The sequence below is a fragment of the Ruminococcus difficilis genome (genome assembly GCF_016680995.1).
Genome location: NZ_JAEQMG010000163.1, coordinates 169,919 through 186,141, shown reverse-complemented (window position 1 = coordinate 186,141; position 16,223 = coordinate 169,919). Strand labels below are relative to the sequence as shown.

General features: G+C 51.9%; 14 protein-coding genes. 7 read left to right on the top strand and 7 right to left on the bottom strand.

Going from position 1 to position 16,223, the window contains the following annotated elements:
• Nucleotides 1–137: 137 nt before the first annotated feature.
• From JKK62_RS15245 to JKK62_RS15230, 4 genes are read right to left on the bottom strand one after another with little or no spacing between them, the layout of a single operon-like run.
• Nucleotides 138–1,709, bottom strand: a complete 1,572-nt coding sequence (locus JKK62_RS15245) for a glycosyltransferase-like membrane protein (RefSeq protein ID WP_201428659.1) — start codon at nt 1,707–1,709, stop codon at nt 138–140.
• A 17-nt stretch (nt 1,710–1,726) separates the two neighbouring features.
• Nucleotides 1,727–2,470: a Nif3-like dinuclear metal center hexameric protein gene (locus JKK62_RS15240; RefSeq protein ID WP_201428658.1), complete on the bottom strand. Its 744-nt coding sequence runs from the start codon at nt 2,468–2,470 to the stop codon at nt 1,727–1,729.
• Nucleotides 2,457–3,119, bottom strand: coding sequence for a class I SAM-dependent methyltransferase (locus tag JKK62_RS15235; protein WP_201428657.1), 663 nt, complete (start codon nt 3,117–3,119; stop codon nt 2,457–2,459). Before JKK62_RS15235 ends, JKK62_RS15240 begins: the two co-directional genes overlap by 14 nt.
• A complete protein-coding gene (locus tag JKK62_RS15230) occupies nt 3,119–3,313 on the bottom strand; it encodes a DUF1858 domain-containing protein (protein ID WP_243411879.1) in 195 nt (64 codons plus the stop codon). Before JKK62_RS15230 ends, JKK62_RS15235 begins: the two co-directional genes overlap by 1 nt.
• 438 nt (nt 3,314–3,751) lie before the next feature.
• Here JKK62_RS15230 and JKK62_RS17865 point away from each other — a divergent pair, with 438 nt between their 5' ends.
• The gene (locus tag JKK62_RS17865) at nt 3,752–6,811 is read left to right on the top strand and encodes a lectin-like protein (RefSeq protein ID WP_201428655.1); all 3,060 of its coding nucleotides are present in this window, start codon (nt 3,752–3,754) and stop codon (nt 6,809–6,811) included.
• Nucleotides 6,812–7,024: 213 nt separating this feature from the next.
• Here JKK62_RS17865 and JKK62_RS15220 read toward each other — a convergent pair whose 3' ends face one another.
• Nucleotides 7,025–7,321 (bottom strand): zinc-ribbon domain containing protein, encoded by a 297-nt coding sequence (locus JKK62_RS15220; RefSeq protein WP_201428654.1) that lies wholly within the window; start codon nt 7,319–7,321, stop codon nt 7,025–7,027.
• Between the two features lie 75 nt (nt 7,322–7,396).
• On the bottom strand, nt 7,397–7,993 hold the full coding sequence (locus JKK62_RS15215) for a sigma-70 family RNA polymerase sigma factor (RefSeq protein ID WP_201428653.1): 597 nt from the start codon (nt 7,991–7,993) through the stop codon (nt 7,397–7,399).
• A 295-nt stretch (nt 7,994–8,288) separates the two neighbouring features.
• Between JKK62_RS15215 and JKK62_RS15210 the strand changes: the two genes are divergently transcribed.
• Nucleotides 8,289–9,812: a YifB family Mg chelatase-like AAA ATPase gene (locus JKK62_RS15210; protein WP_201428652.1), complete on the top strand. Its 1,524-nt coding sequence runs from the start codon at nt 8,289–8,291 to the stop codon at nt 9,810–9,812.
• Nucleotides 9,813–9,826: 14 nt separating this feature from the next.
• Nucleotides 9,827–10,201, top strand: coding sequence for a DUF3795 domain-containing protein (locus JKK62_RS15205; protein ID WP_201428651.1), 375 nt, complete (start codon nt 9,827–9,829; stop codon nt 10,199–10,201).
• 41 nt (nt 10,202–10,242) lie between these two features.
• On the opposite strand, the gene JKK62_RS15200 is transcribed toward JKK62_RS15205, so the two are convergent.
• Nucleotides 10,243–11,064, bottom strand: coding sequence for a 4Fe-4S binding protein (locus JKK62_RS15200; RefSeq protein ID WP_201428650.1), 822 nt, complete (start codon nt 11,062–11,064; stop codon nt 10,243–10,245).
• A gap of 430 nt (nt 11,065–11,494) precedes the next feature.
• On the opposite strand from JKK62_RS15200, the gene murA reads away from it, so the two are divergent.
• From murA to JKK62_RS15180, 4 genes are all read left to right on the top strand, one after another.
• The gene (gene murA, locus JKK62_RS15195) at nt 11,495–12,787 is read left to right on the top strand and encodes a UDP-N-acetylglucosamine 1-carboxyvinyltransferase (RefSeq protein WP_201428649.1); all 1,293 of its coding nucleotides are present in this window, start codon (nt 11,495–11,497) and stop codon (nt 12,785–12,787) included.
• Between the two features lie 133 nt (nt 12,788–12,920).
• Nucleotides 12,921–13,709 carry an MBL fold metallo-hydrolase gene (locus JKK62_RS15190; RefSeq protein WP_201428648.1) on the top strand — a complete coding sequence of 263 codons (789 nt, stop codon included), beginning with the start codon at nt 12,921–12,923 and terminating at the stop codon, nt 13,707–13,709.
• Between the two features lie 191 nt (nt 13,710–13,900).
• Complete coding sequence (gene rlmH / locus JKK62_RS15185; RefSeq protein WP_201428647.1) at nt 13,901–14,380, top strand: 23S rRNA (pseudouridine(1915)-N(3))-methyltransferase RlmH; 480 nt, start codon at nt 13,901–13,903, stop codon at nt 14,378–14,380.
• A gap of 154 nt (nt 14,381–14,534) precedes the next feature.
• Nucleotides 14,535–16,223, top strand: a complete 1,689-nt coding sequence (locus JKK62_RS15180; protein ID WP_201428646.1) for an Rqc2 family fibronectin-binding protein — start codon at nt 14,535–14,537, stop codon at nt 16,221–16,223.

The window sequence follows — 16,223 nt, the reverse complement described above, 5'->3', positions numbered from 1 at the left end:
TTTTCCGCTCAAAATTTACAGTTTGTTAATCTTGAAAACAAAAACAGTTGGCTTTTTTCAAAAAAATAAAAGCGCTTTCATCAAGAAAACGCTTTTTGACATGGTTGATGTGACAGAGCGGCGGGATGAAACACGCGTCACTTTGTTTTTGTGCGGCGGCGCTCGGTGAAGTGCTCCGCCAGTTTTATTGTGCCGTCGGTCGCGACCAGCAGGTATAAGGGTGTGAAATTATACGGATAACGCGCGTTGGTTTCCCATATCAGGAAGAACAGGAACATCCCGAACACGGCAATCCGAAAGAGGGTGGTGACGTTGTGCTCATGCTGTTTCCATGCGCGCTTTGCCGAATACGCCATAATGAACAGCAAAAAGAGCTGGAACCCGCAGCTGTAGGCGTAGAAAACCGGATGGAACCTGCCCTCATACAACAACAGGCTGTGCAAGGCGCACCGCTCCTGATAATCCTCTAAGTAGTTGGCGATATAGTAGGTGCCGTCCATGTGTGTCCATACCGCCTTGATACCGACATGGAGGACAGTGCCAAAAAAGCCCTTTTGCTCAAAGCGGCGCCGGATCTCTTCGAGGTTCGCCTGTTCTTTCGCTTCGATCCCCTCATACTCGTAGGTGAACTGGTTGTCCTCGAGCGTATACGCGCCGTAGTCGTTCAGCCCGATCATCAGCCAGTGTGTATAGGGGTATTGCCAACGCTGTGAGACATCCTCGGGGATGATGTTCGACGCTTTGACGACGCCCGCATATGACGCGAGCAGGATCACAAAGCTCAGCAGGAACGCCGCGGTCATTTTCAGACAGCGCTTGAAGCCGTATTGCAGCAGCAGATAGATGATGAATGCCGGGATCAGGATGATCAGACTGCCCTTGATCTTGAAGCCGATACAGCAGACGCATCCGCACACAAGAAGCAAAAGCAGCTTCTTTTTGCCGCTGCTCCGGATCGCCGCGACAAAGGCGTAGACCGCGCCGACGGTGAACGGAATCGAAAAGGAGTCGGTATAGAAATAGGGCGCGAAGGTGTAGTACGGTGCGAACAACAGGCAGAACAACAGCGTCAGCATCGCTTTTCGCTTGCCGAAGATCCTGCGCGATAACAGTACGGTCAGCAGCACGGCGATGTTGATACACAGCACGTTAAATACAATGATCGGCGCGCGTGAAAAGCTCCCCGTTATCAGATAGGTGATCTTGTAGAACAGCGTGACGATCAGCAGATAAGGTAGGTTGTTTTGATATCGGACGATGTAATAATCGTTGTAGCCGTCGCGGATGCAGTCAAAGGAGTTTTCCGTGACGATCTTTTGCGCGTAGGTATCGATGCGCGATACGTCGGTGATCGGATTCATCCGCAGAAGGTACGCGAATGTCAGCTGTACCGCCAGCATCAGGGCGACCGCCGTGATCACCGTGGCGGTAAATGACGGCTTGAAACGGCTGTTCAGCTGTCCGGAGCGCAGATGATGAGCGCACAAAACGAATACCGCAGTCAGCGCCGCAAAGCACAGCAGGATCGATAAATGCTGTAGAAATACGCTCAAGAACGGCGCCGGAATGCCCTCGCCCGTTTCTCCGTAAACAGATACCAAAAAGTATCCGATGACTGCCACCAGAGCGAACAGCACGATGAATGTCCAAAAAAAGCCGGCGTTAAATAGATCCGTCAGCTTTTTCGATCGTTTTCTCTCTATTTTCATTCTCTCAAAATATCATGTCAAACCGCACGGTACGGGCAGCTGTTCTTTTCACTGATGACAAACTCGACCTCGGGGAACTTTGCGGCAAGCAGATCCCTAAGCGGTGCGATCACCACATCCTCGGTCGGAAAATGCCCCGCGTCAAACGCGGCGATACCGTGCTGCTTTGCGTACAGGTATTGGTGGTGCTTCAGCTCACCTGTCACAAAGGCGTCAAAGCCGTATTTTGCGGCGAGCTCCACGCCCTCACCGCCGCCTCCGGAGGATACCGCCACGCGGGTGACCTTGCCCTCGGTGAACCGTACCGAAGGCGCGTGCAGTTTTTCTTTGACGAACGCGGCGTATGCCTCGGCGGAGCATGGCTCAGCCGACTCTCCGACCAGCAAAAAATCCTCGGGATAAAGGGTGGTGTTTTTCAGCTCCAATGCCGCTCCCAAAGCGGTGTTCACGCCCTGCTCGGCGCGGTCGAGATTCGTGTGCAGACACAGTGCCGCAATGTCGTATTTCGCGAGCAGATATTCCGCGTGATCGGGATCGAGAGTGTGTAGGGGTGAGAAGATGACGGGGTGGTGGCTGATGATCAGCCGCGCGCCCTTTTGGTGCGCTTCCCTGACGACGTCGGGGGTGATGTCCAGCGCCAGCAGAACGCGGTCGATCTCCCACTCCGGCGAGCCGACCAACAGTCCGACGTTATCCCATTCCGCCGCCGATTCAAACGGCGCGATTTGTTGCGCGAACGCGATGATGCTACTCAGCTTCATAAAGCGCCTCCTCTAATTGTTGTACGACAGGCAAAAGCGATTGATCGCCCTTGCTTTTGTTGCGCAGATTTTGCAGACTGCGGCTGAGAAATCCGCGGCTATTTTCGTCACGCGGATCGAGCTTTCCGACGATGGCGGTGTAAAGATCGCAGTCGGTTTTATCGCCCGTGAAACGTGTTGACAGGACGGTATAAGCCTTTCCGTCGTCGCGGACAGCCGCCTGCCGCTCGATGTCAAAGCCGTTTTCATACAGCCATCGGATCAGGTCGTCGTGGTGTGTCATCGGCTGGAGCACAAGGTGCTTTGCCTCATCTTTTACCCACGGCGCGGCTGCGAGGATATCGCGGATCAACTCACCGCCCATACCGGCGATCACGATGTCGTCCACCTCGTCGAGCGCAAGCGCTTTGAGCCCATCCGAAAGACGCGTCTTTATCATCTTGCTTAAACCGAACTTTGCAATATTCTCTTCAGCCGATCGCAGGGGAAGAGGGTTGATATCGCAGGCGATCGCCGAGGGGATTTTTCCGATTTGGCACAGCGCGATCGGCAGATAGCCGTGATCTGTCCCGATATCCGCAAGGCGGCTGCCTTCGCGCACAAAATCGGCGCAAAGCGACAGCCGCCCATGAGGTTTGAGTATTGACATTACGCGCCGACAGCCTTGTTCAGCGCGTCGACGAGCTTATCGGCGTCGGCGCCGTGTACCATGCACGCTTCCTCGATGCTCTCGCCGCGGGACGCGGGACAGCCAAGGCAGTGCATACCCATCTGTAAAAACAGGGGTGCGGTAGACGGATACTTATCCAGTACATCGCCGATGATAGCGTCTTTTGTGATCATAATATTACCTCCAAAAATAGTCATTGCGAGGCACTTTTGTGCCGTGGCAATCTCAACCTAAGTCAATCGTCATTGTGAGAAACCGAGCCGGAGGGTTGCCGTCGCAAATCAAATATAGTCTGTACATTGACAAGCCGATTATAACACACCGATCTCAAAAAAACAATAGCGGAAATTCGTTTTTCAAAAGCCGGATGTGCAAACTGCATAAAAAGAGGGCGCATATTTTGGATTGCCTAACGAATGGGGATATGATAGAATTATAACATCAAATGTTTATGCTTCTGTATAAATGTTTGAAACGATTTGGAACGTGTGTTTTTATGGCGTGCAGCTTGCGGGTTATATGTCTTTTTGTGTATTGTGTAGGAGGGGGTTTGCTCCTCCCGATTTAAAATCAATGTTGATTTTTATATCAGATGACAAGGAGGATTCTGTATGTTAAAGAAAGTCTTATCAGTTTTACTGACTGCTGCATTGTTGCTGTCGGCAGTCGCCGTGACCTTCCACGCAGCGGAAATCGATACGTCGGATGAAAGTGCACAGATCGACGTTGCGGATGACGGAGCAGAAATCAGGGCGGCAGATGTAGCAGCACAAGTTGATGTAGCGGACACTGGTGTGACGCTATATTGGCCTGTTTATGGTCACACTTCATTAAGTCGAGGATACGGAGGAGGACATAATGGAATTGATATTTGTGATGGTAGTATTAACGGAGCAACTGTTAGAGCGGCAATAGGAGGAACAGTCACCAGTATTTGGTTGTGCAGTAATAATCATTATGGAACCAGTGATCCAATGCCGTCTTGCTGTTCAGGAAATGGACATGGGTTGGTAATACACGGCGATGATGGAAGATACTATAATTATGCTCACATGCAGGCTGGTAGTATTCCAACAGATAAAATATATTATGGTGCTCGTGTTGAAGCAGGACAAACTATAGGAAGAGTTGGTAGCACGGGCAATTCTTCTGGTCCTCATCTTCATTTTCAAATAAGCACAAGTTCATCGTGGTGGTTATATGGAATTGTTAATCCTCAAAATGAAACCTATAACTATAATCAATCTGGCAGTTCAATCCCTACTAATATCTGGATAAACGTATCACAAAGTCAGATTCCATCTGGTGGAAGCGTAACCTTTACGTGCGGCGCGAATAACGCGACCGGCTTTACGATCGGTATCGACCGTGACGGAAGCAGAGTTATCACCGAAAACATTTCTTCGGGAAAAACGTATACCTTTGATACTCCCGGCAGTTATTCGGCATATGTTACCGCGCACGGTTCAGGTGGAAGCGCCGATTCGGGAAGAGTCTCTTTTAAAGTTTTCCGCCCCATAAATATCGGCAATGATTTTTATGCCAAGATCATTGCCGCCAAGGATGGTTTAGCGATCGGCGCAGATGATTCGGGAAATGTATCTGTACAGACTCGTGATGGCAGCGATAACCAGAAATGGCATTTTAAACGCAATTCCGACGGCAGCTATCGTATTTCGAACGTCGGACAGGGCAAAAGTTTGGATTTGGCGGGAGGAACGGCAAATTTCGGTGAAAATATTCAGGTATATTCCGATAACGATTCCAATGCCCAAAAGTGGTACTTGAAGTTACAAACATACGGTATCACGTTTATTCCCAAATGCAATACTGCTTCCGCAATGGACGTCGCCGGCGGAACTTTTGCGGCAGGAACGAACATTCGGGATTATCAGGACAACGGATCAAACGCCCAGTATTTTACGGTTGAATATACCGATCTGCAGCCTGTGGCGACACAGACCTATAATGGTCATACCTATGAGGTTTATGATATCAATACTACGTGGGCACTGGCTTACAAAACCTGTGCGAGATTAGGCGGGCATTTAGTTACGATTTCTTCACAGCAGGAAAATGACTTTGTCCTTAGCACATGGAACCCAAATTCCGACACGGATTATCTCTGGCTTGGCGCGAGCGATGAACGGAGCGAAGGGAATTGGACATGGATAACCGACGAGGCGTTTTCATATAAAAACTGGAACAGCAGTCAGCCTGACAATGCGAATTCTACGGAGCATTATCTCCAGATGTACAATACCGGTAAATGGAACGATTTACCGAATGATTACTCGAGCCACGTACCGATCTTCATTTGTGAATACGATAATACCGAGCCGGATGGAAGCTCGTATACGCCGAGTAAAACCATTACCTATCAGGGTACGACCTATGAGTATTATAATACTGCGGTAACGTGGGAAACAGCCAAATCTGTTTGTGAAGCCAAAGGCGGTCACCTTATTATTATCGATAACGCTTCAGAGAATCAAAAGATGAAAGAAATGATCTCCGATCCGATTTGGTTGGGCCTTTCTGATTTAGAACAGGAAGGTATCTGGACGGATATTTACGGCAGACAAGTTTCCTACGCTAACTGGAAATCGGAAGAACCTAATAACTATATGCTGTGTGAAGATTACGGCGAGCTATACACGGATGGTACTTGGAATGATATCAAAAATATCAAGTTAGGATTCATCTGCGAATACAATCATGCTGACTGCGACCATGAGATAACCGAGTCATTTGTAGAGGCTCCCGCTGACGGGGAACAAGGATATATTCTCCATAAATGCTCAAAGTGCGGCGATTCCTACAAGGATAACTACATGGACTATCATGACGGTTGGTATACGCCTTCCGACGGTTCTTCAAAACTTCCCAATTTGATCAAGAATAATGATAAATACATCAAACAGTATCACAATTATTCACAGAAAGTGCAAACCAATTCTCCCGGTGACGGTTGGGTGAATAAGGGCGTCGACCATAAAGAATATGTCAATGACGGCAGTCCTTATGAATCTATGTGGGAGTTGTCTACTTCAAATACCCGTGTGCTGCAATATGATTATTACTATCACTTCTGTATTCCGGGATCGGGTATCAACTCAGAGGCGAACTATGAACAAAGCGGAAGCTTTGGACATTTTGACTCTGTCAGTTCGTCACAGGTCAGCGTAGCATGGACAGGCGATGATAACGGTCATACTGTTTATGTATTGCACTGGGGAGACGGCAGTACGGTTTACTGTCAGTCTGGTGTAACCTGTGACGGGGCGTGGGGTTCTCACGGTCAACGTTCCAAAGCATGGTATAAGATGTATGTCTATCAGAACAAAAAAGAGATCATTTATTATAAGTGGGTCAAGGATAGCGGATGGACAGATGCGCCCGATCCCTCCGCTGATAAAACTACTGCCCGTTTTCAGGTGGAATCTGATCTCGCTAACCTCGGTGATGCAGATGGTGACGGTGAGATCGCTGCGATCGATGTGACGCAGATCATGCGTTCGTGCGCGCACATCAGCACCGGTATCGACAAAGACGTTATGATGAATGCCGATGTTGACGGAAACGGTCTTTTGGAGATCACCGACGCGACCTATATCCAGCGCTATCTCGCAAGACAGCAAACGCCTTATGCGATAGGACAGAAAAAGTAAATACCCTTCAATATGGATCGATAATGATCATATGATCAAAAACGGAGCCTTGCGAAAGCAGGGCTCCTTGTTGTTGAAACAAATACGCGGATCATTCAGAAAGGCAGCGGACGAGCAATGCTCGTCCCTACAGGGAGTCGGGAACGATCAATAGATTTTTGCATTGAAAAACAGCGCCCTGATCGGACGCTGTAAGCAATTATATTACTTTTATTATTCAGCTTGAGCCGCTTCTTCGGCCTCTTTGCGCTTTGCAAAACATTCGCTGCAATAGTAATCCTTGCCTTCCATCGGCTTAAATGGGATCTTTGCTTCGCCGCCACAGTCTGCACACACGGTAGTGTGCATCTCACGATTAGCCCTGATTGCATTCTTGCGAGCGATACGGCAGTCCTTGCAGCGTTGGGGTTCGTTGACGAAACCTTTCTCTGCGTAGAACTCCTGCTCGCCGGCTGTGAATACGAACTCGTTTCCACAGTCCTTGCAACGGAGAATCTTGTCTTCGTACATAGCGTGTACCTCACTTTTTGGTATATATTTTACCCCGCGGCGGAGTTGCACCGTCTGAATTCTATTCGGGGTGTATTACCTAGAAAGCTTTTGACGTATACGGGTCTGTGCATTGTCAACTGATTTTAGGGAAATGTTCAGCCGCTGTGCTATTTCTTTGTACGTATAGCCGGAAAGGTGCAAAATCGCTACTTTGTACTCGAGGTTTGAGAGGCTGTTTTTGAGGATGCGGTGCAGGCTGTTGATGTACTCCTTTGTTTCCACCAGCTCGGAAAGCGAGGCCTCGGTCGGGTCAAAGGTGGCTTGCGGGTCATCCTCAAGCGAAATCATATTGCGGGATGGAACAGCGCGCTGTCGCAGGATCGAACGCATCATCGAGCGATAGCGGTTCTCGACACAGGTCATCAGGTAGTTCTTGAAGCTCATGCCCTTGTCGCCGTCATAGGTGCGGCAGGCTGAGAGCAGAGCCACCATGCCTTCCTGTATCATATCGCTGTCGTCTAAGTCCGCTGCCATACCGCGGTATTTCTTTGCGGCTGTTGAGATCAGCCCCAAATACCTTGACGCGATCATATCGAACGCATCGTCGTTCCCCGACAAAAAATCACGCAGGAGTTCTTCGTCGGTCTGCCGCATCTCACGGCGCGCGGTAGGATCGTTCAGACATAGCACCTCACAATAGATTATCTTTATGTAAATTGTAATAAATAACCCGCCAAAAGTCAACAGGTTTTTCAAAAACAGTGGCGCCAAAGAATGACAAATTATTCACAATACGGAATAATTTGTGCACAATAAACAGTATTTTTCCATAATTTTGGTTTACAACCGTAAAGAAGTATGGTATAATGCAAATGAAGGAAATCGAACAAAGATACGAGGAGCGATTTTTGCTTAGAATCGGGCAAGATGAAGGCAAAAGGAATGTTGCTGATTATCAACGAGTGAGAAAAAAGAAGGGTAGATTATGGTAGTAAAATGCAACAGCCTGGGATTATTCGGAATGAATACCTATGCAATCGAGATAGAAGCGGATCTCTCGCGCGGGATGGCGGCGTTTGATATCGTCGGACTTCCCGATACGGCGGTGAAGGAGAGTCGGGATCGTGTGCGTTCCGCAATGAAAAACTGCGGCTTTGAATTCCCGAATTCGCGCCTGATCCTCAACCTCGCGCCCGCGGATATCAAGAAGGAAGGGCCGCTGTATGATCTGCCGATATTGATCACGGTGCTCAAGGCGACGCGTCAGATCAACGCCAATACCGATGACAGCGCGTTCATCGGCGAGCTGTCGCTTTCGGGTGAGCTGCGCGGCGTCAACGGCGTGCTGCCGATGGCGATCGCCGCGAGGGAGCTGGGGTTGAAGAAGCTCTATGTCCCCGCTGTCAATGCCAATGAGGGCGCGGTGGTGGACGGGCTGGAGGTCTATCCGGTGACGCATATCTTTGAGCTGATCGATCATCTCGCGGGACGCAGACAGATCGAGCCTGCCGTTTTTCAAAGCAGCGATCAGCTGCCCGACAGCACGCTTGACTTTTCGCAGGTGAAGGGTCAGGCGGAGGCAAAACGCGCGTTGGAGATCGCCGCCGCGGGCGGACATAATGTCCTGTTGATCGGCTCACCCGGCGCGGGCAAAAGTATGCTCGCCAAACGCATGGTGACGATCCTGCCCGAGATGACCTTTGAGGAAACCATCGAAACGACCAAGATACATTCCATCGCGGGCACGCTGCCAAAGGGATCGGGGCTGATCACGATGCGGCCGTTCCGCTCACCGCACCATACCGTCACGAGGGTAGGCATGACGGGCGGCGGTACCACGCCCAAGCCCGGCGAGATCTCGCTCGCGCATAACGGTGTGCTGTTCCTCGACGAACTGCCCGAGTTCCAGCGCACGGCGCTGGAGGTGCTGCGCCAGCCGCTTGAGGACGGCGTCGTGTCGATCTCCCGCGCGCACGGCACCTATACTTATCCCTCTGAATTCATGCTGATCGCCGCGATGAATCCCTGTCCCTGCGGCTACTATAATCATCCCAAAAAGCATTGCTCGTGTTCGGACGCGGCGGTGCATAAATACCTCAACCGTGTGTCGGGACCTTTGCTCGACCGTATCGACATCCATATCGAGGTCCCGCCGGTGGAGTATGACGATCTGACCGCCAAGGGCGGTGAGGAACCATCCGCCTCTATCCGCAAACGCGTCAACGCCGCGCGCGCGATCCAGACCGAGCGTTTTCGGCAGTCAAAAACCAAGTGCAACGCCCATATCGAGGCAGCGATGTTCGAGGATGTTTGTCAGATCGACGACAAGGCGGATCGGATGCTCAAGGCGGCGTTCGATAAGCTCGGCATGACCGCCCGCGCCTATGACCGCATCATGAAGGTAGCGCGTACCATCGCCGACCTCGACCAAAGCGAGGTCATCCGCGCGCCGCACATCAGCGAGGCGATCCAGTATCGATCGCTCGACAGAAAATACTGGCATGAGTAAAGGAGGAAAAGCAAATGAAAAGAGAGTTGGGGATCGCCCGCTGCGGACTCGCCTGTTGCCTGTGCAGCGAAAACAAACATTGTAACGGCTGTGCCTTGGGAGAGTGTCCCGATAAGGATTGGTGTGAGAATCTGAAATGCTCGATGGAAAAGGGCCTAGCTCACTGCTATGAATGTCAGGAGGACTGCCGTAAGGGTTTGCTCTTAAGACTCAAGCCTTACGGATTCACGCTGTTCGCGAAGCGTTACGGAGAAGAGGAATTGCTGAACTGTCTTGAGCGTAACGAGAAAAACGGTATCGCTTATCACTGTGAAGGCATCGTCGGTGACTACGATCATTTTGATAACGTTGAAAAGCTGATCGCGTTCATCAAGGAAGGAAAGAGATAAAAAATGAGGCAAGGCCGCAGTGTTTGCAGTCTTGCCTCTTGTTATTTCAGCGCTTTTTTCGGGCATACCTTGGTACATTCGTAGCATAGAATACATTCGGTGGCGTTTTTGCGCTTGCGGCTGTTGTTGTCGACCTCGACGTCCATGGGACAGACCTTTTTGCACTTGCCGCAGTGGACGCATTTGCTCTCGTCGCACTTGACGCGGATCAGGGAAAAGTAGCTCATCGGTTTTAAGAAAACCGTGATCGGACAGATGTATTTGCAAAACGCGCGGTTGTCTTTGAAGGCGAACGCCAGAATGACGCCGACGGCATAATACAGGATGTTGCCGCCGAGGAACAGCCAGAACATAATGCGCTCGAGGTTGCCGACGTGCGTCAGGAACAGCGCCGCGACAAGGATCAGCGACAGGGCAAAGGTGATGTATCGGATGAAGCCGAGCTTTTTGCGAGGAGCCTGCGGGGTCTTATAGGGCAGCAGGTCGAGGATCATCGCTGTCCAGCAGGCATAGCCGCACCAGCCGCGTCCGAAGATCAGCGGGCCGAAGATCTTGGCGACGGCATAGTGGATGGTCGCCGCTTCAAAGACGCCGGTAAACAGATAGTACCAAAAGCCCTCGATCTGCATGTTTTCGTTGCAGATCAGACCGAGATAGACCAGCATATAGCTGCCCACCGCGAACTGGACGAATCGCCGCGCGTGCTTCCAACCGGCGATATACAGCGCCAGTCCAACCGCGATACAGATGCCGATGTAGGAGAAGTTGAACAGATAGAACAGGTTGTCCATCGTCAGCCACAGGGTGATCGCGATCGTCTCGAATACGGCGAAAATGATCAAAACGGGAAGATATTTCTTCATAATACGGATCCTTTCAGGGGATTTGCTCCATCATTATAGTCGATTTGAGCGGACTGTGCAAGCCGGGAAAAAGCAAAATTGCGGAAGTGCGGAAAATAAGCGGAATTTGATTACAAAATAATTACATAAAAGAATAATAAATATAGAAAAAGCATACAGACGGCAAGGATAAAAACATACAAAATCACTAAAAAAGATTACAAAACATTTTTTCGGTTGACTTTGCGCGGTCTTTGTATTATCGTATTGTATAAGCAGAATAGGATAGGTGCGTGAGAAACACGCCCGATTTCAACCTATATTTTGATTCATACACGGCTTTGTCGTGTGACATATATTCGGAGTCTCCGCTCGGGTTTTCGCTTTTGCGAGAATAGGATCGGAGCGCAAAAACAGAAACTAAAGAGAAGTTGTTAGGAAGTGTACAGATTTGGAAAAGATAGTTATTAACGGCGGTAAGCCCTTATTCGGCGAAGTAACTGTCAGCGGCGCGAAAAACGCGGCGGTTGCGATCATCCCCGCGGTAGTGCTGTGTGACGAGCCCTGCCGCATCGAAAACATCCCGAACATTTCCGACGTGTCGCTGATCGCGAATATCCTGCAGGATATGGGCGCGATGGTGCGCCGCGTCGATAAGAACACATTGGATATCGATCCCAGACCCATCAACACTTGGGAGGCGACCCATGACGCGGTGCGCGGTATGCGCGCGTCCTATTATCTGTTAGGCGCGCTCTTGGGACGATTCCATAACGCAAAGGTCGCTCTGCCCGGCGGCTGTAACTTCGGCGTGCGTCCCATCGACCAGCACCTCAAGGGCTTTGCGATGATGGGCGCGCACAATGAGCTCGTCAACGGCGCGGTCATCGAGAGCACCACCTCCGGCTCCTTCCACGGCGCGAGAGTGTATTTCGACACCGTATCGGTCGGCTCGACCATCAACCTGATGCTCGCCGCTGTCAAGGCGGAGGGTCAGACCATCCTCGAGAATGCCGCCAAGGAACCGCATATCGTTGATTTGGCGAACTTCCTCAACTCTATGGGCGCCAACATCCGCGGCGCCGGTACCGACGTTATCAAGATCCGCGGCGTGGATTACCTGCGCGGCGTTACCTATTCCATCATTCCCGACCAGATCGAGGCGGGCACCTATATGGCTGCCGCCGCCGCGACCAGAGGCAAGATCACGATCCGCAACATCACCCCGAAGCATCTTGAGAGCATCAGCTCCAAGCTCATGGAGATGGGCTGTGAGATCGAAGAATATGATGAGGCGGTCATCGTAGACGCGACCAAGCGTCCGCTCAACCGCGTCAATATCAAGACGATGCCTCACCCCGGTTTCCCGACCGACTGCCAGCCGCAGTTTGTCGCGCTGCTGTCCACCGTCAAGGGAACCTCCATCGTGAATGAGAGCGTGTGGGATAACCGCTATCAGTATGTCAGCGAGCTCGTTCGCATGGGAGCGAAGATCTCTGTCGAGGGCAGACTCGCGATTATCGAGGGCGGTAAGCTGACCGGTGCTCCGGTCAAGGCGACCGACCTGCGTGCCGGCGCGGCGATGGTGATCGCCGGACTGGTGGCAGACGGCACCACAAGCATCTCGAACATCAATTACATCGAACGCGGCTATTCGGATGTGGTCACCAAGTTCCAGAGCTTGGGCGCGGATATCAAGAAGATCTATCTTCCCGATCACAAGCACATCGCGACAACAGCTTAATCAAAGATTTGAAAAAGCCACCTCAGGGTGGCTTTTCTAATGAGTAATGAATACGGAATAAAGAATACTGAAAAATGAATGGCGGGCTGTGCCCGCACCCGATTGAAAGATTTTTGAAGGGATATTTTTATCAATGGCTAAAATCGTACCGCTCTTCTCGTCGAGCAAGGGCAATTCCTATTACATACAGGGCAACGGCTCCGCGATTTTGATCGACGCGGGCCGCAACCTCAAACAGATCGAGCTGGCGCTTTCCGCGAACGATCTTTCACTGCGCAACGTCGGTGCGATCTTTGTCACGCATGAACATTCCGATCACATCAGCGCGCTCAAGGTGCTGCTCAAGCGCTATGATATCCCGCTCTATGCCTCCCGCGGTACGCTCGAATATCTGGCGCAAAACGACAAGGTGCCCGCGACGGCAAGCCTGAACGTGATCGAGGAAATGATCGAAACAGATGACTTTCGCGTACAGCGCGTCGCAACCTCGCATGACGCGGCGGAGCCTTGCGGCTACTTCATCACCACACCCGACGGCAGGAGGGTGAGCGTCGTGACCGACACGGGTTATCTGACCGATGACGCGCGCACGGCGATCTCCCGCTCCCATCTCGCGGTCGTTGAATCCAACCACGATATCGATATGCTCCGCGAGGGGATGTATCCGTATATCTTGAAGAAGCGGATCCTGTCCGATAACGGACACCTGAGCAACGCCGCCTGCGCGGAGGCGATGCCCGATTTTGTCGGCGCGGGACTTACGCGGATCATCCTCGGACATCTGAGCGAGGAGAACAACACGCCGCACCTCGCGCTGAATGAAACGGTCGATTCGCTCAACCGCGCGGGAATGGTGCTGAACGCCGACTATACGCTGGACGTCGCACCCGTCGTCACCAACGGAAAATCCGTGATTATTTGATGGCAGGGTACGGTGATATATCATATAGCAGAAGGTAGTCTTTCGAGAGAAGGCAACCCTCCGACCAATTTGCCTCAGACGGCAAATTGCCCACCTCCCTTAGAAAAGGGAGGCTGATAAGCGTACCGTATATAACAAAACCTATAAAGGGTTCGGCGGGAGCAAGCCCCCGCCCTACAGGAGTGATCCCAATGCTTACGATCAATATCATCTGCGTCGGCAAGCTCAAGGAGCGGTATTGGCGCGACGCGGTCGAAGAATACAGCAAGCGGATGAAGCCGCTGTGCAAACTGAATATCGTGGAACTCAGTGAAGAGCGCATGGGCGATGATCCGTCCGACGCGCAGATCAGGCACACGATCACTGCCGAAAGTGAGCGGATCTTGCAGAAGCTCGGCAAGGGCGACTATGTGATCGCGATGTGCGTGGAGGGTAAGAACATCAGCTCCGAGGAGCTGTCACAGAGGATCGAAGAAACCTGCTTGACGCACAGCACGATCGACCTGATCATCGGCGGCAGCTGGGGACTGAGCGATGAGCTTAAAGCGCGCGCGGATATGAAGCTCAGCATGGGGAAGATGACCTTTCCGCATCAGCTGTGCCGCGTAATGCTGCTCGAACAGCTCTACCGCGCGTTCCAGATCAGTAAGGGGACAAAATACCATAAATAATGAGGAATTAGGAGTTAGGAATTAGGAATGAATGGTGGGCAGAGCCCACACCCATTGATAAAAGGAACTGTAACGATTCAATCCCCGCTGTTAGAATCCAAAACGCGAAGCGTTTCCCGCAATTCCTAATTCCTAATTAAATCGAGGTGAGAACATGGCATTTGACGGAATCATGATGACGATGGTGCGGCGCGAGATGAGCGACGTGCTGATTTCTTCGCGCGTCAGTCAGATCTATCAGCCGGCGCGTGACGAGCTGGTCTTTGCCTTCCGCACGCAGGAGGGTACAAAGAAGGTGCTGATCCGCCTGTCGGATTCCGCGCGCGTGCATATCTCCGCCTGTTCCATCGAGAATCCTCCCGTACCGCCGATGCTGTGTATGCTGCTCAGAAAGCGCCTCGGCGGCGCGAGGCTCAGCGATATCACCCAGCCGAAGAACGAGCGTGTGATGTGCCTGCATTTTGAGGCGGTCAATGAGATCGGCGACCGTGAACAGCTGCGGCTGTATATTGAGATCATGGGACGGTACTCCAACGCCGTGCTCACCGACGGTGAGGACAAGGTGATCGATACTGTGAGAAGGATCGATTTTTCCGTATCCGAGGAGCGCGTATTGCTCCCGAAGATGCCGTATGAGCTACCGCGTATGCAGGATAAGCTGTGTATCGAAGAATGTACGGCCGAAGAGATCGTCGAACGGATCGAGGCGCTGGGCGGCGATGACCGTGCGGTGCTGAACACGATCCAAGGCACTTCGCCGATGGTCGCGCGCGAAATCTGTTTCCGCGCATCTCAAAGCGATATGCTCACGCAGGTGCAGGCGCTCAAAGAGATGGTCGAGTCGGGCAGGGGAGAGCCGACCTTGATCGATAAGGCGGACGGCTCGCCGATGGATTTTTGCTTTATGGATGTGCGCCAGTACGAGGGCGCGCTGAATGTCCGACATTTCGATACCTACAGCGAGCTGCTCGACACCTTCTTTTCCGACCGCGACCGCATCGCGCGGATGAAGGCGAAATCCGCCGATATCGGCAAGCTGCTGAGCAATACCATCGATCGCCTGTCGCGCAAGATCAATCTGCAAAGAGCGGATCTGAAGAAATGCGCCGACCGCGAACAACTGCGGATCAAGGGCGATCTGTTGCAGGCGAACCTGTACCGCGTCGAGCGCGGAGCGACTGCCGTAACGGTAGAGAACTTCTATGCCGAGGACAACGCGCCGATGACGATCCGCCTCAATCCCACGATCTCTCCCGCCATGAACGCACAGCGATTCTATAAAGAGTATAACAAGGCGAAAACGCGTGAAACGATGCTCACCGAGCAGATCGAAAAGGCGACGGAGGAGCTCAGCTATATCGAGGGCGTGCAGGATGAGCTGTCCCGCTGTGAGACGGAATCGGAGCTGTCCGCGATCCGCGCGGAGCTGAGAGAACAGGGATATATCAAGGCGCAAAAGGGGAATATCAAGCGCAAGGATAAGCCCCTGCCGCCGATCGAATACACAAGCTCCGACGGGTTCAGGATTCTGGTCGGCAGGAACAATAAGCAGAATGATCATTTGACGCTGAAAACAGCGCAAAAGAACGATATGTGGCTGCACACCAAGGGCATCCACGGCACGCATGTCATCATTTGCGCCGAGGGCAAAGAGATCAGCGATACCGCGATCATGGAGGCGGCACAGATCGCCGCCGCTCACAGCAAGGGCAAGGACAGCACGCAAGTGCCGGTCGATTACACCCGCGTCAAAAATGTGAGCAAGCCCAACGGCGCTCTGCCCGGCAAGGTGATCTACGTGCGTTACAACACGGTGTACGTCAAGCCGCACATACCTTCCTGA

Bases quoted from the DNA above. Each gene is read 5' to 3' on its own strand.
- JKK62_RS15245 (WP_201428659.1), bottom strand. From the start codon at position 1,709: ATGAAAATAGAGAGAAAACGATCGAAAAAGCTGACGGATCTATTTAAC.
- JKK62_RS15240 (WP_201428658.1), bottom strand. From the start codon at position 2,470: ATGAAGCTGAGTAGCATCATCGCGTTCGCGCAACAAATCGCGCCGTTT.
- JKK62_RS15235 (WP_201428657.1), bottom strand. From the start codon at position 3,119: ATGTCAATACTCAAACCTCATGGGCGGCTGTCGCTTTGCGCCGATTTT.
- JKK62_RS15230 (WP_243411879.1), bottom strand. From the start codon at position 3,313: ATGATCACAAAAGACGCTATCATCGGCGATGTACTGGATAAGTATCCG.
- JKK62_RS17865 (WP_201428655.1), top strand. From the start codon at position 3,752: ATGTTAAAGAAAGTCTTATCAGTTTTACTGACTGCTGCATTGTTGCTG.
- JKK62_RS15220 (WP_201428654.1), bottom strand. From the start codon at position 7,321: ATGTACGAAGACAAGATTCTCCGTTGCAAGGACTGTGGAAACGAGTTC.
- JKK62_RS15210 (WP_201428652.1), top strand. From the start codon at position 8,289: ATGGTAGTAAAATGCAACAGCCTGGGATTATTCGGAATGAATACCTAT.
- JKK62_RS15205 (WP_201428651.1), top strand. From the start codon at position 9,827: ATGAAAAGAGAGTTGGGGATCGCCCGCTGCGGACTCGCCTGTTGCCTG.
- JKK62_RS15200 (WP_201428650.1), bottom strand. From the start codon at position 11,064: ATGAAGAAATATCTTCCCGTTTTGATCATTTTCGCCGTATTCGAGACG.
- JKK62_RS15190 (WP_201428648.1), top strand. From the start codon at position 12,921: ATGGCTAAAATCGTACCGCTCTTCTCGTCGAGCAAGGGCAATTCCTAT.
- rlmH (WP_201428647.1), top strand. From the start codon at position 13,901: ATGCTTACGATCAATATCATCTGCGTCGGCAAGCTCAAGGAGCGGTAT.
- JKK62_RS15180 (WP_201428646.1), top strand. From the start codon at position 14,535: ATGGCATTTGACGGAATCATGATGACGATGGTGCGGCGCGAGATGAGC.